Origin of the sequence: Ekhidna sp. (assembly GCF_039940915.1) — a bacterium.
Classification (GTDB): domain Bacteria; phylum Bacteroidota; class Bacteroidia; order Cytophagales; family Cyclobacteriaceae; genus Ekhidna.
The window spans coordinates 665,854-691,242 of sequence record NZ_JBDVFO010000001.1 but is presented as its reverse complement, the minus strand read 5'-3'; the positions used below and the strand labels follow the sequence as shown (position 1 = coordinate 691,242).

The 25,389-nt window shown below is 39.8% G+C and carries 25 protein-coding genes; 7 read left to right on the top strand and 18 right to left on the bottom strand.

What is annotated here, in order from left to right; all coding sequences use genetic code 11:
- Window positions 1-13 precede the first annotated feature (13 nt).
- From ABJF57_RS03120 to ABJF57_RS03085, 8 genes are all read right to left on the bottom strand, one after another.
- Window positions 14-2,668 (bottom strand): BamA/OMP85 family outer membrane protein, encoded by a 2,655-nt coding sequence (locus ABJF57_RS03120; protein ID WP_462231329.1) that lies wholly within the window; start codon window positions 2,666-2,668, stop codon window positions 14-16.
- A 62-nt stretch (window positions 2,669-2,730) separates the two neighbouring features.
- Window positions 2,731-3,399 (bottom strand): polyprenyl diphosphate synthase, encoded by a 669-nt coding sequence (gene uppS / locus ABJF57_RS03115; RefSeq protein ID WP_462232028.1) that lies wholly within the window; start codon window positions 3,397-3,399, stop codon window positions 2,731-2,733.
- Between the two features lie 135 nt (window positions 3,400-3,534).
- Window positions 3,535-4,224 (bottom strand): type IX secretion system protein PorG, encoded by a 690-nt coding sequence (porG, locus tag ABJF57_RS03110; protein WP_462231331.1) that lies wholly within the window; start codon window positions 4,222-4,224, stop codon window positions 3,535-3,537.
- Between the two features lie 4 nt (window positions 4,225-4,228).
- Window positions 4,229-5,317 (bottom strand): hypothetical protein, encoded by a 1,089-nt coding sequence (locus ABJF57_RS03105; protein WP_462231333.1) that lies wholly within the window; start codon window positions 5,315-5,317, stop codon window positions 4,229-4,231.
- Window positions 5,318-5,472: 155 nt separating this feature from the next.
- Window positions 5,473-6,339 carry an NAD kinase gene (locus tag ABJF57_RS03100; RefSeq protein WP_462231335.1) on the bottom strand — a complete coding sequence of 289 codons (867 nt, stop codon included), beginning with the start codon at window positions 6,337-6,339 and terminating at the stop codon, window positions 5,473-5,475.
- Between the two features lie 5 nt (window positions 6,340-6,344).
- Window positions 6,345-7,007: a CBS domain-containing protein gene (locus ABJF57_RS03095; RefSeq protein ID WP_462231337.1), complete on the bottom strand. Its 663-nt coding sequence runs from the start codon at window positions 7,005-7,007 to the stop codon at window positions 6,345-6,347.
- Complete coding sequence (locus ABJF57_RS03090) at window positions 7,004-7,567, bottom strand: CvpA family protein (protein WP_462231339.1); 564 nt, start codon at window positions 7,565-7,567, stop codon at window positions 7,004-7,006. The genes ABJF57_RS03095 and ABJF57_RS03090 overlap by 4 nt, the downstream gene beginning before the upstream one ends.
- Window positions 7,568-8,017 carry a GatB/YqeY domain-containing protein gene (locus ABJF57_RS03085; protein WP_462231341.1) on the bottom strand — a complete coding sequence of 150 codons (450 nt, stop codon included), beginning with the start codon at window positions 8,015-8,017 and terminating at the stop codon, window positions 7,568-7,570.
- 50 nt (window positions 8,018-8,067) lie between these two features.
- Between ABJF57_RS03085 and ABJF57_RS03080 the strand changes: the two genes are divergently transcribed.
- The 4 genes from ABJF57_RS03080 (at window position 8,068) to ABJF57_RS03065 (ending at window position 11,499) form a co-directional block, all read left to right on the top strand.
- A complete protein-coding gene (locus ABJF57_RS03080) occupies window positions 8,068-8,784 on the top strand; it encodes a pyridoxine 5'-phosphate synthase (RefSeq protein ID WP_462231343.1) in 717 nt (238 codons plus the stop codon).
- Window positions 8,785-8,824: 40 nt separating this feature from the next.
- Window positions 8,825-10,174 carry a DNA recombination protein RmuC gene (locus ABJF57_RS03075; RefSeq protein WP_462231345.1) on the top strand — a complete coding sequence of 450 codons (1,350 nt, stop codon included), beginning with the start codon at window positions 8,825-8,827 and terminating at the stop codon, window positions 10,172-10,174.
- Between the two features lie 33 nt (window positions 10,175-10,207).
- Window positions 10,208-10,585 (top strand): co-chaperone GroES, encoded by a 378-nt coding sequence (locus tag ABJF57_RS03070; RefSeq protein ID WP_462231347.1) that lies wholly within the window; start codon window positions 10,208-10,210, stop codon window positions 10,583-10,585.
- Window positions 10,586-10,662: 77 nt separating this feature from the next.
- Window positions 10,663-11,499, top strand: coding sequence for a hypothetical protein (locus ABJF57_RS03065; RefSeq protein ID WP_462231349.1), 837 nt, complete (start codon window positions 10,663-10,665; stop codon window positions 11,497-11,499).
- Here the strand turns inward: ABJF57_RS03065 and hemB are convergent.
- The 10 genes from hemB to bioB form a co-directional block, all read right to left on the bottom strand.
- Complete coding sequence (gene hemB / locus ABJF57_RS03060) at window positions 11,450-12,424, bottom strand: porphobilinogen synthase (protein WP_462231351.1); 975 nt, start codon at window positions 12,422-12,424, stop codon at window positions 11,450-11,452. The genes ABJF57_RS03065 and hemB overlap by 50 nt on opposite strands.
- Complete coding sequence (locus ABJF57_RS03055; RefSeq protein WP_462231353.1) at window positions 12,421-13,458, bottom strand: WD40/YVTN/BNR-like repeat-containing protein; 1,038 nt, start codon at window positions 13,456-13,458, stop codon at window positions 12,421-12,423. Before ABJF57_RS03055 ends, hemB begins: the two co-directional genes overlap by 4 nt.
- Entirely contained in the window at window positions 13,455-14,081 is a 627-nt protein-coding gene (locus tag ABJF57_RS03050; protein ID WP_462231355.1) for a hypothetical protein, read from the bottom strand. The genes ABJF57_RS03055 and ABJF57_RS03050 overlap by 4 nt, the downstream gene beginning before the upstream one ends.
- A gap of 159 nt (window positions 14,082-14,240) precedes the next feature.
- Window positions 14,241-15,968 (bottom strand): alpha/beta hydrolase-fold protein, encoded by a 1,728-nt coding sequence (locus ABJF57_RS03045; RefSeq protein WP_462231357.1) that lies wholly within the window; start codon window positions 15,966-15,968, stop codon window positions 14,241-14,243.
- Window positions 15,969-16,086: 118 nt separating this feature from the next.
- Window positions 16,087-16,638 (bottom strand): hypothetical protein, encoded by a 552-nt coding sequence (locus tag ABJF57_RS03040; protein WP_462231359.1) that lies wholly within the window; start codon window positions 16,636-16,638, stop codon window positions 16,087-16,089.
- A 114-nt stretch (window positions 16,639-16,752) separates the two neighbouring features.
- A complete protein-coding gene (locus ABJF57_RS03035; protein ID WP_462231361.1) occupies window positions 16,753-17,451 on the bottom strand; it encodes a DUF6090 family protein in 699 nt (232 codons plus the stop codon).
- 5 nt (window positions 17,452-17,456) lie between these two features.
- On the bottom strand, window positions 17,457-18,746 hold the full coding sequence (bioA, locus tag ABJF57_RS03030; RefSeq protein WP_462231363.1) for an adenosylmethionine--8-amino-7-oxononanoate transaminase: 1,290 nt from the start codon (window positions 18,744-18,746) through the stop codon (window positions 17,457-17,459).
- Window positions 18,724-19,329, bottom strand: a complete 606-nt coding sequence (gene bioD / locus ABJF57_RS03025) for a dethiobiotin synthase (RefSeq protein WP_462231365.1) — start codon at window positions 19,327-19,329, stop codon at window positions 18,724-18,726. The genes bioA and bioD overlap by 23 nt, the downstream gene beginning before the upstream one ends.
- Complete coding sequence (locus ABJF57_RS03020; protein ID WP_462231367.1) at window positions 19,322-20,431, bottom strand: aminotransferase class I/II-fold pyridoxal phosphate-dependent enzyme; 1,110 nt, start codon at window positions 20,429-20,431, stop codon at window positions 19,322-19,324. Before ABJF57_RS03020 ends, bioD begins: the two co-directional genes overlap by 8 nt.
- A gap of 20 nt (window positions 20,432-20,451) precedes the next feature.
- Window positions 20,452-21,441: a biotin synthase BioB gene (gene bioB, locus ABJF57_RS03015; protein ID WP_462231369.1), complete on the bottom strand. Its 990-nt coding sequence runs from the start codon at window positions 21,439-21,441 to the stop codon at window positions 20,452-20,454.
- Between the two features lie 285 nt (window positions 21,442-21,726).
- Between bioB and ABJF57_RS03010 the strand changes: the two genes are divergently transcribed.
- From ABJF57_RS03010 to ABJF57_RS03000, 3 genes are all read left to right on the top strand, one after another.
- Window positions 21,727-22,356: a response regulator transcription factor gene (locus ABJF57_RS03010; RefSeq protein WP_462231371.1), complete on the top strand. Its 630-nt coding sequence runs from the start codon at window positions 21,727-21,729 to the stop codon at window positions 22,354-22,356.
- 414 nt (window positions 22,357-22,770) lie between these two features.
- Window positions 22,771-23,376, top strand: coding sequence for a helix-turn-helix transcriptional regulator (locus ABJF57_RS03005; protein WP_462231373.1), 606 nt, complete (start codon window positions 22,771-22,773; stop codon window positions 23,374-23,376).
- Window positions 23,377-23,509: 133 nt separating this feature from the next.
- Window positions 23,510-25,375, top strand: coding sequence for an outer membrane protein assembly factor BamB family protein (locus ABJF57_RS03000; RefSeq protein ID WP_462231375.1), 1,866 nt, complete (start codon window positions 23,510-23,512; stop codon window positions 25,373-25,375).
- Window positions 25,376-25,389 lie beyond the last annotated feature (14 nt).

Here is a 25,389-nt window from a genome sequence, read left to right as displayed (position 1 = left end):
TAAGATACGTCCATTAGCGAATTTGCTGTCCAATGGAGAAGTGGAATTGTGGGCCTGCGTTTTCGAATGATCCTGGGACCTGATCAAATCCATATGCCCAATCAATCCCCATAAGTCCAAACGCTGGCATGAAGATTCTAAGGCCAAAACCTGCGGATTTTTTTATGTTGTAAGGATTGAACTCTGCAAATCTGTCCCAGTTATTGCCTCCTTCTACAAAGGTAAGGGCATATATGGTGGCTGACTGTGCCAATGAAATAGGGTACCTTATTTCCATGACGTATTTGTTAAACAGTGTACCTCCTTCAATATTATTTTCCTGATCAAATGGAGTGATGGAATTGTCCGGATAGCCTCGCAAGCCCACGACATCTGTTCCTAACAAGAAATTTTGTCCCGTCAAACCGGATCCACCAACCTGGAATCTTTCAAAAGGTCCTACGCCGGTCTTGCTTGTGTAAGTTCCTAAATACCCAAAGTGTGCTCTGGCTGAGAGAACAAGTTTTCCTGTGAGTGTTACAAAGTACTTACTATCGAAATTCCACTTATGGTATTCCAGCCACTTGTACCGATCGCTGGCACTTGCAGTTTCATAGTCCAGATTTCTCCACAAAGAATATGGAGGAGTGAATGAAGCACTCAAGGAAATACTAGATCCATTTTGAGGATACATCGGCTGATTAATGGAGTTTCTAGCTAGAGTAGCGTTGAAAGTAAAGCTATTTGCATCTCCGGTACTAAAGCCAAGCGCCCGACTTTGAAACTGGAATAGATCATATCGCTGATACGAAATGCCTGTGCTTAACGTGAAGTAATCGTCTGGCCATTTTACTCTTCTGCCTAATGAGGCAGAAATGCCCGTTACCTTTAACCAGCCCAGAGTTTCATTGGTAAATCTATTGATAGATCGTTGAATTGATTTGCTAAAACTTAATCCAAATGAATTTGGATTACGCCCTCCCAGCCAAGGTTCTACAAAGCTGAAAGAATAGCTTTGGAAAGTACGTCCATTGGCCTGGAACCTTAAGGATAAACTCTGACCGTCTCCTACAGGAAGACCTCTCCAATGCTCAGGCTTAGTTATATTCCGTACAGAGAAGTTGTTGAAAGTCACTCCAAAAGTTCCTACAAATCCAAAGGCTCCACCCCAACCACCGGATAGTTCGATTTGATCGTTTGATCGTTCCACCAGTTGCCATTCAATATCTACAGTTTCATTAATTGGATCTGGAATAGGTACTGGATTTACCTGCTCAGGATCAAAATATCCCAGCTGTGACAGTTCTCGTTGAGTTCTAATGAGTTCTGCTCGGCTAAATTTATCTCCTGGTCGGGTTCTCAGCTCTCTTAAGATTACATGGTCGTTGGTCTTATCATTCCCGCTGATAACCACTTTATCAATTGTGGCCTGAGCACCCTCGTAAATTCTCATTTCAAGGTCAATGGAATCTTGATCTACTCCGACTTCTACTGGATTTATGCTAAAGAACAAATACCCGTCATCCATGTAAAGTGAGCTGATGTCAGCACCGGTAGGGTTAAAGTTCAATTTTTTATTTACTAAATCAAGGTCATAAACATCTCCTTTTTCAATACCTAGTATTAGTTCTAATTGCTCATCAGTGTAGATGTAATTACCGGTCCAGGAAATGTCTCGAAAGTAATATTTCGTGCCTTCACTCACAGATAAATCGATATTCATGTATTTATTTGAGATGTCATATGTTGTATCCGATACGATCTCAGCATCTCTGAAGCCTTTGGCGTTATAATAACCTAAAAGAAGTTCTTTATCTGCTTCATAATCCTCTTTCACAAACTTGGAGTTTTTAAAGAAGTTGAGATTGACGTGTGTCGCCATATACTCTCTAACTTCTTCTTTTGATACTTTTTTGGAATTTTTGACAAAGTCGATGAAGTTTGGTGGCCACACTAGCTTTGCTGTCGTTTTAAGGATTTCTGATGGAAGAGAGAATTTTGGTGTCATCCCAGTACTTTTGAATTTTGATCTAAGTTTTGCAGATGTGAACTCTTCGTTTCCGTCAAAACGAATATTCCTGATCTTAACTTTCTGACCAGCATCAATCATTATTTTCAGGTAGGCACTATTTCTAAGAATCGTGTCATTTTGCTGAACCACATTTACTTTCGCATTTAAAAACCCTTTGCTTTCCATGTATTTACCTACTGCAAGCTCAGTGTTCTTGATAAGTACGTCCGTAAGTGTCTTTCCTCTAATTAATCCAATCTTATCCTCAATCTCACCTTGCTTAGTTTTATTGACTCCTTCAATTACATACTTGGTCAATCTGGGGCGCTCGGTCAATTCGATGACGAGCCAAATTTTATCTCCTTCTACCTTGGTTGCGAAAATTGATATATTACCAATAATCCCTTGATTCCACAGTTTTTTGATAGCTGTTGTAATCTCATCTCCCGGCACTTTGATCTTATCACCTACTCGAAGGCCTGATAGTGAGATAAGTGCATTATTGTCAAGGTATTGGACTCCTCTTACTTCAATGTCTGCAATTTCATATTCTTTTGGGCTCGAATAATTAATTGAAACCCCACCGCTGGGGTTGTTTTGGTCTCTACCAAAAACTACCTGCGCGTTTATTTCAAAAAACGCTGTAAAAACGATTAGTACGAGTACTATTTTTTTCATTTGTATTGTCAATCTTTCCAATCCTAGCCTGCAAACTGCTTTATTCATCGTATCACTCATGGTCATGCCTTCACTTGATCGCTTGTTTTTCCAAATCTTCTTTCCCTTTGCTGGTAGGAGATGATTGCTTCAAATAAATCCTTTTTTCTAAAATCGGGCCAAAGTACATCGGTAAAGTATAATTCTGTATAGGCCATTTGCCATAAGAGAAAATTACTGATCCTCATTTCACCACTTGTTCTAATTAACAAGTCTGGATTCGGAACACCTATGGTTGATAGATGCTCATCTACATCAGAAGGTTCGATGCCCGTCTTGCCTTTTTCTATTAGCGCATTTATTGCTTGAACCAAATCCCATTTCCCACTATAATTAAGCGCTAAAATCAGCACCATACCAGAATTTGTCCTTGTCACGTCAATCGCCTCTTTCAACTTTTTTTGTGCACTACCTGGAAGTCCCTTTGAATCTCCTATCGTAGCGAGCTTTATATTATTCTTTTGAAGTGTAGGAAGCTCATCTCCAATGGTATTTACCAATAGGCTCATCAATCCATCCACTTCATATTTAGGTCTATCCCAATTTTCAGTAGAAAACGCGTAAAGCGTGAGGAATTCAACACCTAGTTCAGCCGACCCTTCAGTCACATTCCTGACAGCTTCAATCGCATTCTGATGTCCAAAAATGCGCTTGACTCCTTGCTTCTTTGCCCACCTGCCATTGCCATCCATAATCACAGCGATATGATTAGGTATGTTGACTTTCGTTATCTGATTTCTAAGTTCCTCCAATTCTATTTTGAAAAAGGCTACAAAAATGGGCTTTTTTTTACTTAAAGGGAATGTAAATCAACGATTTAACTTCTATTAACGAGAAAGAATGGATTGATTGGGTCGGTAGGGAAACGGACAAGGGACATTGAATAGTGTAATGCTAAAGGAAAAACCAGTAAAGAAGTACCAATCATCGTCTTTGGGGTTGCCATATTGATAATCTTTTATGGTCTGATCGCCATCTGAAATCCCATCGAGGTAGTCGAAAAATGTCTTTCTGGCACCTGCTTCAAATCCAATTGTATACTTTTTTTGGATTCGGTACTTAAACCCTACTCCCAAAGGGATGACCGGTTGAATTTTCCCAACCCCCTCGTTTTCAGGCACATCATTGAAATTGATGAATCCAATTCCTCCAAAAATGTATGGCGAGTAATTGACGAGAGACCCTTCTGTCTTGAAGTCCAAAAAGTGATACTCAAATACTGCAGAGGCTTCTAAGACTGTGGAATTAAATGAGTGATTTCTCTCAACAGCGAAGGCATCTATGGGTGTTTCAGAGCCTTTTACTTTACCAACGGTAAGTGCCAGCTTGACTGTAAGAATTTCGGAAAAGTTCATTCGGTAAAAGGCGGTACCTGCAAGTGAAGATGTGCCGAAATCATATCCTCTGACCAGGTCACCTGAATAATTCATCGTTCCAACACCCCCCCCAAATTCAATAAATTGTGAATAAGAAGTCGTTGCTGCAGTTAGCAGTAAGATGTACAGATGTTTTCGCAAGATTTTAACGATACTTCGCGCGTTTACGAGTTGTTCCACCCAAGACATAAGAAACTTTTATCTGAGTAACGAAGATCATATCATTATTGTCTGGATTACCTCTTACACTTCCGTCTCGACCACTTCCAAGGTATGATGAAGCATTGTATCCATGTGCAGCACTATTATTTATGAATGCATTTGAAAGATCCCTAGCGCCGCCATTGACCGCTACAAGTTCAGCTGATCTATCAGACAGAATTCTAGCGAGTACACCATCGTTTGCTTCAAGCGCTCCTAAATCAGCATAAGAGGAGCTTACATCATCAATATAGTCGGTGAATAAATACCTAAAACCTACTTCAAGTCCAGCAGTAAGCTGCGTAGCAGGGATTCGCATTTGCGCTCCGAGAGCAACAGGTATTGAAAATCCAATGGATTTGTATGGTTCAACAAGCCCTATATTTTGTCCTTCAGTACCTAATGGACGTAGTTTCACCCACTCTCCAGCTTGTGGAGCAGCTATTGACCCATCAGCAGCACGTTGATAATCTGCATCAGGAACTTTACCCATTGGTTCATGATGAAAAACTGCAGCACCAATAGATAAATACGCATTCAGGGGAAGTCGTTGACCTGGACCACCGTAGTTTGGTAACAAGAAAATTTGAAGAGCAACGCGAAATTCCTTGATGTCATTCCTAAAGCTGAGGTTCCTAACATATCTAGGGTAGCTTTCTTCACCGTTTGGATCGGAAGCAAAATCGTCACCAAAAACACGAACCCAATTTAACCCCGCTGATATGGCCATGGAATGGTGGAATTTGTAACCAGCATGAAACCCAAATCCGGGACGTGTGAATGAGATATCTGTACTTGCTGCCTTGTTTACAGGAGCCAAGTCTCCAAAATAATTTCCAGCATTGATGTTCGCACCTACAAAATAGTATGGCTCAAATCTGCCATAACCTCTTGACCCACCTTTATAGTGAGAAACTTTCTTGTTGGTTTTTCTTCTTGCTTTATACTTATTTCTTCTTTGTGCTTCGGCATGATCTGCTAGTCCCAGCATGACCACAGAAAGAACAATTACTAAAAGACTCTTGAATTTCATAATTCACTCTTTAAAACACAAAAATATGTTTTTGATTTTTCTTAGGCGTTGAATTCTAGATAAATAGCTAATTCTTAACGTTTAAAACTAGTAAAAGAATACTCTTTTTCATCTGAAAAGAACCAGTTTTCATCAAAAAAGTCACGTAGAAGCGATTAGTTACGTTTATCAAAGCCCCATCCAAGCTTATTTCTAATGGTATCTGGAAAATTATTTCCTTCGATTCGAATCAGTTTAGCTTCAAAAGGCGCCTTCTTAACGACAATATTTACATCATTTTCTATGGTTTCGGATCTTGAGTCAAGCGAAATAAGAAAACTTCTATTGCGAGTCTCAATTTCGAATCTTAATTCTGAGTTATCGGAAACGATGAGCGGTCGGACATTTAAGTTGTGAGGGCTTACCGGGGTAATCACAAAATCTTTGGAGTCCGGCATCATTAATGGACCTCCACAGCTGAGAGAATAGCCCGTTGATCCCGTTGGTGTAGCTACCATCAATCCATCTGCCCAATAGGTATTCAGGTACTGGTTGTTGATGTAACATTTCACCATGATCATGGCAGAAGAATCTTTTCTCAGAATGGCACATTCATTGAGCGCATATGTCTTATTCTCAAAAAGCCCCATGTTGGTTTTTAGCGACAGGAGAGACCGGCTTTCAATATCATATTTCCCTTTAAAAAAAAGATACAACGATTCTTTGATGCTTTCCTTGGCAATAGATGCAAGGAAGCCAAGACGCCCCATGTTTATACCCAGTATTGGCACTTCGTTTTCACCCACCCAAAGAAGAGACTCAAGAAATGTACCGTCGCCACCTAAACTAAACACACAATCAAAATCAGCAGTAATGCTATTAGTTATGTTCTTTTGGGATTTTAATAAAGAAGTATTTCTGGATTGAAATAGTGAGGTAAACCAGATTTCTACTCCTTCTTTATTTAACCGATCTATTATTTGAGTGAGATACTTTTCTGAATTGCTTTCAACGGCTAAGCCGTGGAGGGCTATTTTCTTCATCAATCTCATGGATCCAGGAATTTCATAAGTAATCCATAGCGATCCTTTTCATCAAAGGAGTCATCTTCGGTATTGAATGAAGAAGTGACCTTGTATCCACTATTTGAAAGACCAGTGGCAATTTGATTCACATCTTGATGGTTGATTCTCAAAACAATTTCGATCAGAGAAGCGTCATTGTTGTGTGGTCTTACATTTGCACCTAAAACTGTAGATCCGTTCATTTCAACAATACGGGATATCTCTGAAAGAGAATAATCGCTTAAGCTTGTCTCAATGGTTACTATGGCCCCTTGCGAGTTTACCATTGCAGTTTTGGCAAATTCTTTCAATATATCGGAAATAAGCACCACGCCCTTAAATTCCTCATTATAAACTACGGCTACCATTTCCAATTGGTGTTCATTGAGAACCCTAAGGATATCATAATAATGACTACCACCCGGTATGATGCATGATTGACCGATGAGTGGATAGGCACCAACTTCCGGACGCAAGATTTCAGAATCATAGAGTAGATCTTCTGATATAAAACCCATGAGTTTATTTTCCTTAACTACCGGAAGCTCCTTGACTCTAAACTCGTCCATCCACTGTTTAGCACGAGCAATGTCATCACCAGGCTTTAATGGTGGTACCATGTAGTTTATAAGCTGTTCTGCTATCATGTAATAATCTTTGTTGTCAACAGAGTAACGTATGTATCTCTGTTTTTGGGTATTTTTTCCATCGAATCAATGAGGTCTTGAATGAAGGGGATCACATATCCTAACCATTCGAAGACTGTAGGCCCAATACCTACAATATACGGAAAAAGCAATGTATTGTCCGCATACTTTTCGATCAAATCGAAGCCTACTGATTCAAAAACCCAAAAAATAATACTTAAAATAAAAGCCCATTTAAGCAGTCCGGCAAAAGCTCCTACTACATTATCAAAAGTACCAAAAATGGTCATGTCAATGGCGCTTTTCAAAGCTTTTGCTCCCATTTTTATTGCCAAACTCAAAAGAATAAATAGTGCAATAAAGACGACAACAGCGATCACTTCGAAGTAACCACTATCTCCGAAAAAATTTGTAGTTACTGGAATTGTTAATTCTAATGAAAGTAATAAGCCAACAAAAAATGCAACAAAGGAGAAAAGCTCAACAATGAAGCCACGTGAATATCCTTTGACTGCTCCAAAGCCTAAAACGATCAATAAGATAATGTCGAAAGTCCCCAATTAACTCAATAATTTTTTGGCCAACGAAGAAATCATCTTTCCGTCTGCTTTACCAGCTAATTTTTTGGTAGCGGTACCCATGACCTTTCCCATATCTTGGGGACCAGCAGCACCAATTTCTTCAATGACTTTTTTCACTTCTGCTTCAACTTCTGCCTCAGAGAGTTGTTTAGGTAGAAAGCTTTCAATCACAGTTAATTCTGATTTTTCTGTAGCAGCCAGATCGTCCCTTCCTTGCTGTTCAAAGACTTCAATGGAATCTTTTCGTTGCTTCGCAGCTTTGGTGAGAAGTTTCATTTCCGTATCCTCTGAAAGCTTTCCTCCGCTTCCCTTTTCAGTTTCAGCGAGCAAGATTTGAGACTTGATAGCTCTAAGGGCTCGTAAGCGATCTTTCTCTTTATTGAGCATCGCTTGTTTAATTTCTGATTCAATAGTTGATTTTAAGCTCATATTCATTGTTTTTTATTGAACAACTTTGCGAAGAAAAACATTCTTGTGTTATGACCCAACTAAGTGTAAATATCAACAAGATCGCCACGCTTCGAAATGCAAGAGGAGGCCGCAACCCAAATGTGATACAAGTGGCCAAAGATTGTGAGAGTTTTGGAGCGCAAGGAATCACGGTGCATCCAAGGCCTGATGAAAGGCACATTACAGGCAGAGATGTTTATGATCTAAATGAGGTCGTGTCTACTGAGTTTAATATAGAGGGGTATCCGGATGACCGATTTATGAAGATAATCGAAGACATTCGTCCAACTCAAGCAACGCTTGTTCCTGATCCTCCAGATGTTCTAACATCTAACGCCGGTTGGGATACGATCAAAAATGAGAAGCGACTTACCGAAATTATCAGTCAACTAAAGAGTTGGGGGGTGCGAACCTCTATTTTTATTGAACCCGAGAATTCGCTCATGGATGGTGCAAAAAAATGTGGAGCGGACCGTGTGGAGCTCTACACTGAGATGTATGCATCTGCATTCAATAAAAATAGAGAAGAAGCTATCCTGGCATATGTGGATTCTGCAAAGCATGCTTATGGGATTGGACTAGGAATTAATGCGGGGCATGACCTGGACTTGAAGAACTTGCGATATTTAAAAGAACGTATTCCATTCTTAGCGGAGGTCTCCATTGGACATGCATTGGTTTGTGATGCACTCTATTATGGATTGGAAAATACAATCCAGATGTATTTAAGAGAATTGGAGAAATGATTTTTGCTAAACATTTTAGCAAAATGATTACTTTTGATTAATGGAGTTTTCAAGTTTGATTTTTTTAGTTGCAGGATTGGCAATTGGCTTACCAGTAGGTTGGTTGATTTTCAAAGTGAGGAGCAACGCAGAAGTTCCGGAAAATGGAGAATTGAAAATTCAATTAAAGCTCGAGCTGGAGCGATCCAAAAAGCTTGGAAAGGAACTTCAGGCCATGAACGAAGAGCTAAGGAATGAGCGAGAGGAAGTTTTACATTTAAACAATCAGAATTCTACGCTTAAGGCCAACTATCAAAATCTTCAGACTAGACTAGAAGAACAGAAAGGGGAGCTGAGCCAACTTCAGGAAAAATTCGCCACTGAGTTTAAGAATCTTGCGAATGATATTTTTGAAGAAAAGAGTAAAAAATTCACCGATCAGAATAAGACTAACCTCCATGAGCTTCTAAATCCACTGGGGCAAAAATTGACAGATTTCGAAAAGAAAGTGGAACAGACCAACAAGGAAAGTCTGGAAAGAAGCACAGCGCTGCGTGAGCAAATTATTGGCTTGCGCGAGCTTAATGATCGAATGACCAAAGAAGCTGAAAACCTTACCAAAGCACTGAAAGGTGATGTGAAAATGCAAGGGAATTGGGGTGAGGTAATTTTGGAGCGTATTCTTGAAAAATCGGGACTTGAGAAAGATCGTGAATACATTATTCAAGAAACATTGCACTCCGAAGAAGGTAGAAGGTTGCGACCGGATGTAATAATTAAGTTACCTGATAACAAGAATCTGGTGATAGATGCTAAGATGTCTCTTATTGCGTATGAGAAGTATATGAATGCTGAAGATGAAACCGAAAGGGGACAGCATTTAAAGGATCATATCTTATCCGTAAAAGCACATGTGAAAGGACTAGCAGGAAAAAATTATCATCAATTGTTTGATGGAGGTTCTTTAGATTATGTATTGATGTTTGTACCGATTGAGTCAGCTTTTGCTCTTGTTGTTCAGCATGGTGGGGAGCTTTACAATGAAGCTCATGAAAAAAGTATCATCATTGTGAGTCCTGCTACACTAGTAGCCACACTTAGGACTGTTTCTAGTATTTGGAAGCATGAATACCAAAATCGAAACGCGTTGGAGATTGCGAGGCAAGGGGGTGCACTTTATGATAAGTTTAAAGCCTTTGTAGACGATTTAATTGAGGTTGGAAAATCATTGGATAAATCAAAGCATCAATACAGTCAAGCCATGAATAAATTAGTGGAGGGGAAGGATAACCTAGTTAGAAAAACTGAACGATTGAAAGAATTGGGCTCGAAGACCACAAAATCGATGGATGAAAAGCTCCTTGACAGGGCAGGAGCAAATGATGAAGATGAGACTCCTAAACTTTTTTGATTCAATTTGTTCGTCTTCGATTAATGGACTTAGATGGAATTGACCTCAGACAATAAGCTAAAAAAGATCATAGTAGTGGGTGATCGGATTTTGATAAAACCAGTAAAAGAAGCCCAAAAAACAGCCACGGGCATTTACCTCCCGCCTGGAGTTCAGGAAAAAGAAAAAGTACAGAGTGGTTACATTGTAAAGGCTGGTCCAGGTTACCCCATTCCACACTCAGTTGAAGAAGAGGAATGGAAAGCTGAAGATGAAAAAATTAAATACATTCCTTTGCAAGTTAAAGAAGGAGATTTAGCCATTTTTCTTCAAAAAGGAGCCTTTGAGGTTCAATACGATAGTGAGAAATATTTCATCGTTCCTCAGTCCTCTATTCTCATGCTCGAAAGAGAAGAAGATTTGTTTGGGTAGGAATTCACTTTTTTGTCATTAACTACGATAATATTCTGTTAATCCTTACTTTTAAAGAAGATTAACCTAATAGAAAGATGCGTAATTTATTAAGCCTTCTATTTCCTTTACTGATTTTTCATATTTCGGCACAAGAAACCAGTGATCTTCCTTTTCAGGCGTTGGTTACTAAAGGCGCCAGTGTCTATGGCATTCCCGTAATGCCGCTCCAATTCATTGATGATGTAACTTCAATCGAAGTAGCCGAGGGCGGTTTTATAAGCTTGGTACATAAGGGAGGATCTACTTATGAACACACGGAGAAAATTTTTACATTTTACCTAAAGCCACAGGAATTTAAAGAAAGACAGGAACGACCTAGGTTAGAACTCCTGTATGAAGATTCCCTTATTTTAGATAAGAGTAAGCTTATTACCGTTCTTCACCCTCCTTTTGATCGATCTGGATATTTGGTGTGGAATGAAAATGAACCTTTCGAAGTATACTGGCATCTTCATGACGAGCCAGTTTTAAACTACATACTTACAGTTAGCGACGGGGATGAGAATAAAATACAGGATTTTCGTACACGTCATCATAAATACAAGTTGAAGCCGGACACATATGGATTGGCAGATGGGATTTTCAACTTTAAAATTAGCAGCACTTTTGCGGGAAAAACATTGGAGTCAAAAACGTACTCGGTTCAGTTGGAACCTGGATCGATTTATGAAAAAAAGGCAACAGATTTAATTATTCAAGCACTTGATCTTGAGCTTAGTCCAGTATTTGCATTGCAAATATGGCAGGAGGCTTTGCAAATGGAAAATGGAGTTTTTTATAAGGAACTATTTCAAAAATTTCTTATCAGAAATCGGTCTACTCTTACCGCTGCTGGTCAAGATGTGCAGCTGCTTCTTTCGCAAAATAAGTAAGAATTATATCCGCGCCTGCCCGCTTAATGGAGAGCAAAGATTCCATCATAGCTTTGTTGGAGTCTAGCCATCCTTTTTCACCTGCAGCCTTAATCATCGCATACTCACCGGATACATTGTAGGCGGCAATTGGGATGTTGAAGTTGGTTTTAAGTTTTTGGATAACATCAAGATAGGCGAGTGCGGGCTTAACCATGAGCACATCAGCTCCTTCATTGAAATCCAATTCTGCTTCCATTATTGCTTCTTTGATATTGGCCGGATTCATTTGATAGGTTTTCTTATCTCCAAATTTCGGTGCGGAATCCAAAGCATCTCGAAAAGGACCATAGAAAGCACTTGCATACTTTGCGGTATAGCTCATGATTCCTGTATCTGTAAAGCCTTGCTCATCTAAGATATTTCTAAGATAACCCACGCGAAAATCCATCATATCTGAAGGTCCTATCATGTCCACTCCAGTATCAGCTTGCGCGAGAGCCATCTGACCAAGAATGTCAAGCGTTTCGTCATTCAGAATTTTTCCATCTTCTAGAATTCCATCATGGCCGTCGCTGCTGTATGGATCCATTGCTACATCAGTTATAATGAGCGCTTCTGGAAATTCTTTTTTGATTTTTGTCAGGGTTCGCAAATAAAAGAAGTCAACGTCATAGCTTTTGGTTGCTGTTTTATCCTTGTGTCTTTCTTCTACTACCGGGAATACATCAAAACCTTTGATGCCTAGTTTTAAACAGGCTTCTATCTCTTTTAAAATTAAATCTTCACTTAGACGAAATATGCCAGGCATACTTTCAACTTCTGATTTTTTATTTTGACCCTCCAATAAGAATAAAGGGAAAACAAAATCACCGGTAGTCAAAGTTGTCTCTTGTGCCAAATCCCTGATGGCAGCAGACGCTCTGTTTCTTCTTGGTCGCCTCATGGATGCAAAGATATTCTCAAAATTTTCCCATCTGTTCCTGATGCATATCCAAAGTCTGCTTTCATATCAATAGCCCAATAGTTTAATGTATCAAGGGTACTCCATGTTTGACCAAAATCTTGTGTGTAGTCTAACCCATTGGGGCCACATGCAAAAGCGAATGTCTGCGCATCAACTCGAGTAATCGCACTACCATAAAATGCGCCGATTGTTTTTGGCTGATTAGCTAAAGACCAAGAAGACCCACCGTCTTGTGAAAAAGCAACGTTCTTAGTGTATTCCTGTGGTTTCATAAGGTCACCACCCGTAACAACTCCGATTTCTCCGGTAAAAGAAACGGACGTATTCCCAGCAGCATCACCTGTCACAAGGGGGGAACCGATTTCTTTCCATGACTGCCCATAGTCAGTGGTTACCAAGAATCGACAGTTGCCACCTGCGCCTGTAGCGATCCATGCTTTGCCATTTTCTGCGGTAGTCACACAGGTTCCACTTGCTGCAAATCCACCCTCACCTAAACCCGCATTTGGCATTTTCGTGGTGTCAGCTCGAGACCAGGAATCACCCCCGTCATTGGTCAACAATATGTAGGGGAAACTGTCAATAGCATCTCCGTAGGCTATTCCTCTGCGATCATCCCAAAAATCAATGCAATCGAGAAAGCCTAGTGAATCTAGCATGACAAAGTTTTCCTCCCAGAGATCTGGTGCTTCGAAACTGAATATGCGGGAAAGTGGCCCTGGCCCCGCGCTCATGAGGATGACTTTGTTTTCATCAAGTGCATATATATCGCGAAATTGTAATGAATCACCAGTAGGGTGTTTGAAAAGCTCCCAACTCTCTCCCTTATTTTGTGATCTAACAAATGAGCCGTCATGACCACTGATCCAAACGGTACTTTCGTCAACAATGCTGATAGCCTGGAGCAAGGAGGATGTAGGGCTATTGATTACCTCAATTTTGGGTTCGACCAATTGTGGACTGGTACATTTGAGTAAGGAGAATACAATAAGGGCTAAAATTAAGTTTTTCATATAGCTATTGGTTGATTCTCAATAGATCGTTCGATTGCTGCGACCCATCGCTGAAATAGTTTGTTTTCGATAGATAGTGCAAATTCACCGTGTCCACTCCAGTCTTCAAAAAAGTCATTCATTTGCTGAATCATCTCTTCTAAATGCCCTTGCTCTTCTACAACTATCATTCGTACACTTATGTTGCTATCAACGGCTCTGAGCACCTCTTCATAGATTGGATAAAGTTCATCAGCACGAACTTCAATCGCATATGTAACTAGCAGGTAAGCCGCGTATTTGAGTCTACTCCCAGAATAATTGAGATTTTTTTTCAGGTACCGACTAATGGAGGTATCCAGTGCGTGTAGGTATTGAAAACTTTGAATGGGAGCAAGCAACTCATTCATTTGATAGGTTTTACATCCGGAAAAACCTGTTTTTTTGATTTGACTTTTTAGGTAATAGGCGTGCCTGGCTTCTTCTGCCGCATGCTTAAGCACAATCTCATCTACTAGTAAGTCATGTTCTGATGCCGAGATTTTCCTGGCGCCAGTATTTTCCATCATCGAAAGTGAGTTGAGCCATTTAGCGTGTAGCTCAGGAGAGGAAACAATCTTTTCAATTACTTGTCGGAATTCCATTATGCGAAGCTAAAGAAGCTTTTCTGTATCAGGGAAATTAAATATGACTATTGATAGCATTCGTACAGGCATGATTGCTTCTATTGAAGCTAAATCTAAAATGAACCTGATGTTTTAAGATCTGAGACAACTTACTGATGATTAAGCTTGAGTGGGATTCTATTTATACCTCCAACTTGTAAGATCAGCACCTTTCGGAGCGCTTTCTTTTATGCGTTTCAAAATTTTGTCGACATACATCGTATTGTATCTCAGTCTGGAAATGTGATTTGGGTTTTCCTGATCCCCATTCCAACAATGTTCAGCGCGATCACCATAATCTACTTCTCCACCATAGTATGGGTCTGTAGTGCTCTCAAGAAATTCTTCCATCATGTACACTGCGTTATTGAGGTAGTAATTGTCCATATCACCACAATAGATGTTGATTTTACCTTGGAGTTTGGGGCCAAGCTTGTCCCAGTCTCTTTCTAGAATATATCTTAAGTCATAGTTTTCTTTCCAGTATTCAGCTACTTCCTTATTGATTTCACCTGTCTTTTTGTCCCAAATTCTTTGTGGATATCCATCTTCCCCTTGTGGAGAATACGTGGCTTCCCATATATCGAATTGTTGTCCTGAACGTGATTTGTCTCCAAGAGCGAGTTCTTTGAAATTGGAATCTTGCATATAAGAGTTGACAGCCCCTAAATAATCTCGATGAGCAGGTATTGGCACATTTTTCTGTTTATGCTCACTGTCATAATAGTATGCATTATCATTATCATAGAGATCAACCAGGCAATAGGCACGAAAATCAATTGGATCAGGACAAGCTGCAAAGCATCCATTGTATTCATCCGGATACATCACTTGTACGGCCAGCGCTTCCCATCCACCGGTGGACCCTCCATATAAGAACCGAGCCCAGCCCTCACCAATTCCACGAAATTGTTCTTCTATGTATGGAATTAACTCATAAGTAATCGCGTCTCCGTAAGGACCTTGATTGGCAGAATTGACCGCATAAGAGTCGTCGTAGTAAGGAGTAGGATGCTGAATCTCAATGATGATGAAGCGAGGAAAATCTTCGCTGATCCATTGCAGGTATTGATTATATGCTTCCTGCTGTTGGATGATGTTGTAGCCAGAAACATTGAACCTTGCTGAATAGTCTGGTTCCATATTTGGATCTGGCGGGGTTGTTCTGAACCCACCAAAGTCAGAAGGATAGTGACCATGAAAAATCATCAAGGGGTAACTAGCTTCTGGATGATCTTCAAATCCTTTTGGTAAAAGTACATGAGCACCTAAGTACATATCTCGTCCCCAAAATTCACTGAGCAAGTCGCTTTTCATTTTTATATGTTTGATCCACTCGGTGTCTTTTGCTTCTTCAATGGGAGGAATAACTTGATCCATTACAATAGAAAAGTTGGCTGACTGACCAGCTTCAATAGTGATTTTTATAGGAGTGCTGAAAAGGTTACCTGGTGAACGATTCCATTGTTGTCCCTCCCCATTATCCATTGGAAGTTTTACTTCATGACCGGTCGATAAATTGAAAGTCTCATAAGTGTGAAGCAACGCCTGAACCCAATAATCGCCAGGCTTCAAATCATTAATGTTTTGGATAGGGTATCCGAAATGCTCTGAACCAAAACTGACTTGTTCGTTAGCACCAAGAGCATCAACATTTTGACCGAATATCAATTGAGTATTTGGCCCATCATTTATTTGAAAACGGGGTTCATTGGAATCGTCAGTTGAGATAAGAAGCAATAGACGACCGTCTAAGACTTTCATTGAGACACTGGAATCAAAACTGACATCAAAACTGATGTTTGAGCTTATAGGTTGGCATGCAATGCCGCATAGAATTGCTGCTACTGAGATGAAGGATTTCATAGGTTAGGCTTTGAACCTATAATATACTTCAAATTTTACTGATTCTTTGAGGCAGAATGAAGAGCAATGACTCTGGTCAAACGATTTTAGAATTAAAATAACGTCGAATTTTAGGAGACTACCGCCACGAGATTTGTACTTCAAACAAATCGTCTCCCTTGGCTATTGATTGTGTTATTCGAACAGACAGATCTTTACAGCCACACATCTCTAGGGCTTTTTCCATCCATCCAGCTATACGATATTCCAAATACTCGTTTCCAATTGGAAGTTTTGTGAAATGTATAAGCATAGAGTGATCTGAACTATCTATCACGGATACCTCTGATGGATTGTAGAACGTAGCAAGTACGCGTGAAGCTCTTTTAATCAGAAAAGTGGGGGTACTTATGACCACAAAAACTTTATATAGCCCCGTTAACCCTACTTCTGCACTGTATCTTCCAGATTTCCAGGCTCCATCTTTGGCACTGTCATAGAATTGTTCGCACATGATTTTAGTTGGTTCCAAAATCCCTTCTTGAATAGGATACCACTTTGAACTCGAAGTTCGCTGCATTAATTGTTGGGCTGTCTCTGAGAGCGAATCAATCCATTGATCATATCCATTTGGATGAATTTCCTTGACGTATGCATTGATGTTACTGACAACAGAACCTCTTACTTCCATGGGTTAGTGTGATTTAGTGATTAGGTCTGACAAAAAAATGAATAGTCTTCTTGCCTTGCAAATTCGTTCTTGTTTTTTTAGACAAAAGCCGAGTTTGTTATTGACCAAATTTTATTATTCAGTCCTTTCTCTTCTCAAGTTCAAGTTAGTATTGATTTCTTTTTGAAGATTGCGATTGCTATTGATAAACTTCCGGATAACTATGAGCGTTTGTCCATTGTTGTCTTTTGCGCCAATAAGTTCTTTTTCCAAGTCTGAAAAAAATTCAGATGTCTTGTTTCGCGGTGTGGCACTTTTCAACCAATTGAAGTCTTCGATATACTCTCTCGCAAAAGGGACAAGATACTTGTGAAATTGATCCTCGACATCCATTAGACCTGATAGCGCCCTGTTTTGTTCGTACTCGTAATACCTACTGATGGCGTTTTTTAATTCGATGCTGGAAATACTGGCGGAAGATGATTTTAAGGTTTCATATGCATTGTCGATGGGATGATATTTATAAAAATTGATAAACAGTGCAAGATTTTTTGCTAGAGAATCATCATTCATCGTTCTCAGATTGCTATTGAGCAAACTGCTGATACTCTTGACGGAGTTAGCCAATTGCCTTTCTGCTTGCAGAATATTTGCACCATCTTCTTTGAGGTTGTCCAAAATTTCTGAAAGAATTTTTACTTCTACATTTCTCGACTTTCTATTCTCGTTCCAATTATTAAGTCCAAATGCTCCTACAATACCTACTGTAATCACAATTAGTTCTAAGAGTAGTTCTGGCCATTTATTGGCAAGTGTGGACGGGATTCTTTTCATGATTGTCAACTAATATAATCTGCCATTGCGGAAGTGAGTGTACTTAGGTCTTCTGATTCAATTATGTATGGAGGCATTACGTAGATTAAATTTCTGAAAGGTCGTATCCATACCTTTTTTTCAACGAAAAATTTTTGTGCTCGTGATACATTTATTGAGTCTTCTAATTCTATAACCCCAATGGCTCCCAAAACACGTACATCTTTGACCGATAGCGCTACTTCTAGCGGGAGTAATTCCTTTTTCAATTGCTTCTCAATAGTTGACACTCTGACTTTCCAGTCAGACGACAATAAGAGGTCCAGACTTCTATTTGCTATTGCGCATGCCAAGGGGTTTCCCATGAAAGTAGGGCCATGCATAAATACTCCTGCTTCTCCATCAGAAATCACTTTGGCCACATCAGCCGTACATAAGGTGGCAGCTAGGGTCAAATAGCCACCTGTTAATGCTTTTCCAACGCACATGATGTCTGGGCTTATTTGTGCATGCTCACAAGCAAATAGTTTGCCTGTTCTGCCAAAGCCTGTGGCTATCTCATCAGCAATCAGAAGCATTTCGTTTTCATCACATAGCTGGCGTATCTTTTTAAGATATTCTGGAGAATAGAACCACATACCTCCGGCTCCTTGAACAATCGGCTCTAGGATAAATGCTACACATTTGTCTGCATTTAGGCGAAATGACTGTTCTAGCTTTGCTAATTCCTCTTGCCCATAAGATTCTTGAAATCTTTTCGATGGCCTGTCGATAAAAATGTGCTTGGGTAGAAAATCCGAAAAAAGATGATGCATCCCCCCCTTTGGATCGCAAACAGACATGGCTCCTGTAGTGTCGCCATGATAGCCATTTCGGAGTGTCATAAACTTCCTTTTACTTTTATTGCCTTTGGAGTGCTGGTACTGAATGGCCATTTTCATAGCGACTTCTACAGCTACAGATCCACTGTCAGCGAGAAACACTTTGTCCAACCCTTCTGGGGTAATCTCAACAAGTCTTTGGCAGAGTTTGATGGCAGGTTCATGTGTAATCCCACCAAACATAACATGAGCCATTTTATCAAGTTGCTCATTAGCTGCCTCGTTTAGTTCAGGTACATTGTAACCGTGTATGGCTGTCCACCAACTAGCCATTCCGTCTATAAGCTCTGTACCATTGGCAAGTTTCAATCGAACTCCATCAGCAGCAACGACAGGATAAGAAGGCAATGGATTTGTTAGAGAAGTATATGGATGCCAGATATGCTCCGTGTCAAAATCCAGGAGATTGGTATCAAATCTTGAGTCTTTCGGCATATTTGTCAATGATTTCGGATGTGATTGATTCTTCCTTGTCAATTTCCAGCAAGCAATTCAGCCCGGATCTTTTTTGTATCACTTCGAAGGTCTTCAAATTCTTTTCACCATTGAAGATAATACCCACAACCGGAATGTTACGCTCCTTCAATAAGTTTAGTGTTAACAGTGTATGATTGATGCTACCTAAGTAGTAGTTGGCCACAAGGATCAAGGGGATATGGATTTTTTGCACCCAATCTATGTTTACCAAGTCGTCTCTCAAAGGAACCATTAACCCTCCCGCAAGTTCAATAATTAGTGTGCCGTTGGTTTTGGGCGGTTGAAGCTTAAGTTCTTCTATTCTTATGTTGTCGATCTCCGCAGCGGCGTGAGGAGACATTGGCTCAGATAGCCTGTAGGCCTCAGGATGGATGGTGGTTATGGGTACCCATTTTGCAATTTTGTGAGAATCGGTATTATTGAGGTCTCCAGCCTGAACTGGCTTCCAATAGTCGGCTTTTAAAGCTTTACAAAGGATCGCTGAGACGACAGTCTTACCTGTGTCTGTACCTATACCGGCGACTATAATTCTTTTATTCATTGTCTAGCGTTCTAAAAAGCAAATCAATTTCTTCTTTCGTGTTGTAAGAATGTAGACATATCCGAATTCGTTCTGCACCTTCTAAGACGCTGGGCCTTCGAATAGGCAAGGCATTGATGCCGGTCTCACTCAATCTTTGCCCCAACTTAACTACTTGTTCATTTCCAGGTACAATCAGCGACTGTATTTGGGTGTTGGATTCGAGCCAGTTTGATTTAGTCTTAATGCGTTTTTCTATGAAGTATTTAACCATAGATTGGAGGTTCTCTCGCGCTAGGCCGATCTTTGGAAGAAGACCATATGCAGCCTCTATTGAGCGGAAATGATGTGCGGAAGGAGCAGTGGAAAAAATCATGGGCCTAGAGAAATTGACCTGATAATCTTTGAGCCATTTGGGTCCTACTACAGAGGCGCCATGTATGCCCAAGCCTTTGCCAAAGGTCATTATTCTAGCCAAAACTTTGTTTTGTAGTCCGTGCATCTGTACCAAGCCAGCTCCGTTTGTGCCATAAACAGCCATAGAGTGAGCTTCATCTACAATTAGATAGGCATTATTGTTTTCACAGACGTCCACCATTTTTTCTAGCGGACAGACATCTCCATCCATAGAGTATACAGACTCTACGATTACAATTTTTTGACCAGATTGTTTCTCAAGTTTCTGCTCTAGGTCATGGGCATTATTGTGTTGAAATTTTATTTTTTTTGAATAGCCCAAACGAGTACCATCAATTAGACTTGCGTGGATCAATTCGTCGCAAAACAGGGTGGTATCCCTTGTAGCCAAGCATGAAATAAGTCCAAGATTTGCTGCATATCCTGAAGAATAAATTAGGGCACTTTCATTTTCGTGGAAGTTGGCAACTAGTTGTTCAACGTGCTCCGCATATTCAGAATTACCACTTAGTAGACGGGAGCCAGTCGCTCCATTTTGAGATTTCGTATTTTCTGAAAGTGTGCTGGTTGCTGAACTTAATTCAGAAGATTGGGCAAGACCTAAGTAGTCGTTCGAATAAAAATCAATCCCCTCTGGAGGGAGGGGAAGTGAACGCAGCAGGTGTTGCTTTTTTCGTGTTTCGAGTACTTTCTGATAATTATTCATGAAATACCAAGACCTTTTTTCTATACCTCCACCTCAGGCTCTTTTTTATCATATTTAAATGCCTCCCTTGGCACTAATCCAAGCAAATCAAACATTTCCTTATCATCATTGAAATCTGGATTTGGAGTAGTCAATAGTTTATCTCCGGCAAAGATTGAATTGGCGCCAGCCATAAAGCACAGCGCTTGTTCTGATAGGCTCATTCCTTCACGTCCTGCAGAAAGCCTTACGACTGAAGCAGGCATAACTAAACGGGTAGTGGCAATCATCCGGATCAATTCATGGGCTGGAACTCTTGGCTGTTCTGCTAAGGGTGTTCCTTCGACAGGAACAAGCGCATTAATAGGAACCGATTCAGGGTGAACTTCCATGTTTGATAATGTACGCAACATGCCCATACGATCTTTTGAAGATTCTCCCATCCCAATAATTCCACCAGAGCAAACGGTAATTTTAGCTTTGCGAACATTGTCGATTGTTTTTAATCGATCGTCGTATTCTCGCGTGCTAATAATGTCATCATAAAAAGCTTCCGATGTGTCAATGTTATGATTGTAGGCATACAACCCAGCATCGGCCAGTTTCTTTGCTTGATTTTCAGAAACCATTCCCAATGTACAGCACACCTCCATGTCCATGCTGTTGACGGTTTTAACCATGTCAAGCACTTTGTCAAAATCCCGATTATCTCTCACCTCTCTCCATGCAGCACCCAAGCACATCCGGGATGCACCATTTGCTTTTGCTGATTCAGCCTGCGCCCGCACTTCATCAACCTCCATTAATTTATGCACTTTGATATCTGTATGATAGCGCGCTGCTTGTGGACAATAGGCGCAATCTTCAGGACAGCCTCCCGTTTTGATTGATATCAGGCTGCTAACTTGAACCTCGCTGGGATCGTGATATTGTCGATGAACCGTAGCGGCCTGAAATACCAACTCCATTAAAGGTCTATTGTATATGTCTGCAATATCGTCGAGGGTCCAATCGTGTCTTACTTCGGTCATGTTGTATCATTAAAATCCTGTTTGCAAGTATAGTTTATTCAATGTCAGCTATGAAGTGTTGACGTAGGAGAATGGACTATTTCTTGTGATATGACTAACCAGAACGTTAGAAATCGCTTTCGATTTATGATAATGATTTTCAAAAAAGTTTCTACATGAACGCTCTTCGAGTTTTCACTTATTGTCTACCCTAAATAAGGAAGAGTCCACTAACTGTTGACCCATTTTATGATGATTTGGCTCTGTGTCTTGCGAATTTGCATACTTGAAAGTGAGTGTAAAACAATGCAAGGGGAGAAGAGAATACTGATACTGGTTCTTAATGACGTTAATGATGAAGCCCTATTGGAAACGACTATGTTAATAGATCTTATTCATGGGAGTGACCGAGTGTTGCTTAGAAAACTAACGCCGAATGCATTATACCTATCTGATATTGAGGATGATTTCCTACTCATATTTTGGGTATCTGAAATTAATGACCAGGTAGAGTGTGTTTTGAGAAGTAGATCAGATTTCAATACTTGTCTAGTGATTTATGATGGTGGTACAGCACTTAACATTCGCAAAATCATTCACTCAAATGTGAAAGGAATTATTAGCACCAACGCACTGGCAGAGTTGCCCAATGCGCTAACTGAGTTAGGTAATAATGGATATTTCATTTGTCAGGATACCTTAAAAATGATTCTTGGAAAGGTGTCTACTGTAAGGGAAGAAAAAATTTTAAGTAGGAGAGAATTGGAAGTTTTAAATCTCCTCTCTCGTGGGTTAACATATCAACAAGTCAGCCTAAAACTTCATATTTCATATGACACCACTAAAACGCATACATACAATATTTATAGAAAACTAGGAGCGAGAAATAAAACGGAGGCGGTTCATAAGGCGAGAGTATGGATGATTCTCTCCTAAGAAAAGTGTTGATAGCATAACCCATTAGTTAAGGAGATATACCTAGTTAATATCACCCAATTATTAAAATAATTAAAGAATAAGCACAAAATAGTTCAATTAAGGAGCCTAAGTATTACTAGCAAGCCAAAATTAAATAGGTACTTCCAGCTATTGCGAAGAGGATACCTGTCAGGATAATATTGCTATGAACCAATGTTTTGAAAAGCTATGGGTAGAGAGAAAGAAAAACTAAATGTATTGTATGGCAAAGTATTTAAGAGAATCGCTGCTGGAGAAATAGCAGTCGCATTACTGCTTTGCTTTTTCTTAATATCAATACTAACAATCCTAAAGGTGTCGCTTTGAACATCTATGGCGTGCAAAAAGCAGATTTAAGTTTTAATTAAAAAATGTAGTTTCAATATGAAAGGCGTGAGTGATTTATACATTTTCAGTAAGACAGAACGATTCAATTTTTTGCTTAAAAAAAGAGCGCAGGATTTTCAAAACCTTGTGAGTTCGGTTAAGACTTTCAACCAACTATCAACTAAGGAGTTTACAATTATACATGAAAATCCAGATGCAATACTTATCGTTGATGGAATTATAATAAATAACGGTATAGAAATAGAAAACATCCTTCAACTAGCATTGAATAACTCGGTGGTGATAGTGAAAAACCTATATAAGAATGAAGAAGTTTATCACTACCTGAAAGCAGGCGTAAAAGGACTTACTTCACTTGATAATTTTTATACAAACATCGCCAACATCATTAACGGTGCTAAAAGGGATGAGATTTACCTATCCAATAACGAAGTTGGTCATCTTTTCCAGCATATCAAATCTACGTTGGACACTAGCGAATTGACAGATAGAGAGCAGCAAGTTCTGCCGTTGATCATGAATGGATTTACCTATCATGAAGTCGCATCAAAGCTGGATATCTCATATGAGACCATTAAAAGCCATATGAAAAATATCTACAAGAAACTAAACGTAAAGACAAGGGGTGATCTCTTGAGATATGCTCTTTGAACCAGCTTCTATATACCATGAAACCCGTAGATAAATCCCGTGATCTCGGGTATTCTATCTCGTGATTTGAGATTCTTACTTTGAAGATGTGACTGAATGTGCTCAGCCACTGATTAAACTAAAATCGAAAATCATGAAAAAATCTACTCTGAAATTAATGTTTTTGGTGTTTTTGATGCCACTAGCATTAACCACTCATGCCCAATTAGGTGGCCTGAAGAAACTTAAAGATAAAGTAGCTAGCAAAGTTGGAGGAAACGACAGGGATGCTTTTCCTTCAGTATGGACTGGTAAAACCAGTAGTAAGGCTAACATCTATTCTTGTGCAAGCCCGAACGGGAACTATGCCATTACCACCTCTAAGACGGATATGTCTTTGATAGATGGTTCTACCGGAAAAGAACTCTGGTATGCCAAATTCAAGGAAGCGACTGGTGAGGTTATTACCAATAGCAACTATCAATATGTGTTGTGGGAAGCTAATACTCTTTTATTGTTTGATTCTAAGGCTGGAAAGAATGACCGAATAGCAGGAATCAACCTTGCAGACGGAAGCTTAATGTGGACATTGGATGGCTATCAAATACCAAAGAAAACTATTGAAGATGCCATTGCCTATATACCTGAAATGAAGGCTTTCGCATTTAGTCTACCAGCAAAAACGGTGATGATAGACGTGAAAGAAGGAGAAGTAATTTGGGAGACAGAAGAATTTAGAGGAGCTATTGGTCGCCATATCTATCTCGAAGAAGAAGGTGAGATTGTAATGATCAACTTTATGAGAAATGCATTTGATGCATTTGCTGCTGGCATGGAAAATTTGAATGCGATTGCTAAACTGGATGTTAGAACTGGGGATGTAATTTGGAAAACAAGTCACCAGGGATTTGGTGGAAAAAAGTACATAACTAAAGAGCGTCAAGGTGAACTTAAGATTGAAGGCGATCGAATCTTTGTCATCTATAATGGAATTCAAGTATTCGATTTTAATACAGGATCCAATGTTTGGAGCGCATATTATAATCAAGACATTAAGATTTTGAAAAAGCCGTCTGGTATGGCTTCTGGTCTTGAAGGCGGGGCAGGCAAGAAACTGAGGGGAGCTACCTATGATGCCATTGCTGACCCTTTAATTACAGATGATGCGGTATACGTTGTTCTGCAGGAGAAAGACAAGAAAGTGAGAAGGAAATACTTGCAGAAGTTTGACCTGACCTCTGGTAAATTATTGTGGACTTCTGAGAAGATAAATGACGCGAAAGCATTACCACGCATAGCACTTGTTGATGGTGTTGTTGTAGCCCAGATTGGCGGATTGGTCAATCAACAATATGTGGCGATGCTTAAAGATCCCATTTCTAAATCCACCTATTGGGCTCATGTCAATGAGTGGGTTTGGGTTGGAAAATTTGGACTAAGGGGTTTTGATGAAAAAACAGGTGTTGAAAAATGGGACTCTGAAAAATTCAAAGGCTCTATTACAAAAATGGCGACAGATGGGCAGAATGTTTATGCGGCAAGCAACAAATTCTTCTATTCCATAAAAGCCAAAAATGGTGTTGAAAACTATCAGGTGGATTTCAAAGCCACTAAAGTTGGAAAACCTAAGTTCTCCTATGACATAGGAGAAGCAGTAACCATTATGGGGACAAAGGGTGTTACAGCTTTTAGAAAGAGCAATGGTGAGTCCTTGTATTCTTCTGATAAGATTAAGAACATTTCGAGAACTTATGAAAGAGGAGGGAAACTCTATGTTCAGAATGAAAAAGATGACTTAACACTTCTTGATCTTGAAACTGGAGCCACATTGGGAACAGTAAAAATTCCAAAGCATAACTCTGAGAAGAAAACGCTGGCTCAAGCTGCCGTTGGTGGACAAGGAAATGATGAACAATATGCTCGAATTAGAGAGCTGAGCGGAGGTGCTGATTTAACAGAAGACGGCAAGTTCATCTTCGTTTTTGATGGTACTAAAATCATAAAATATCAAGCAGAGTAGCTTTGATTCAACGG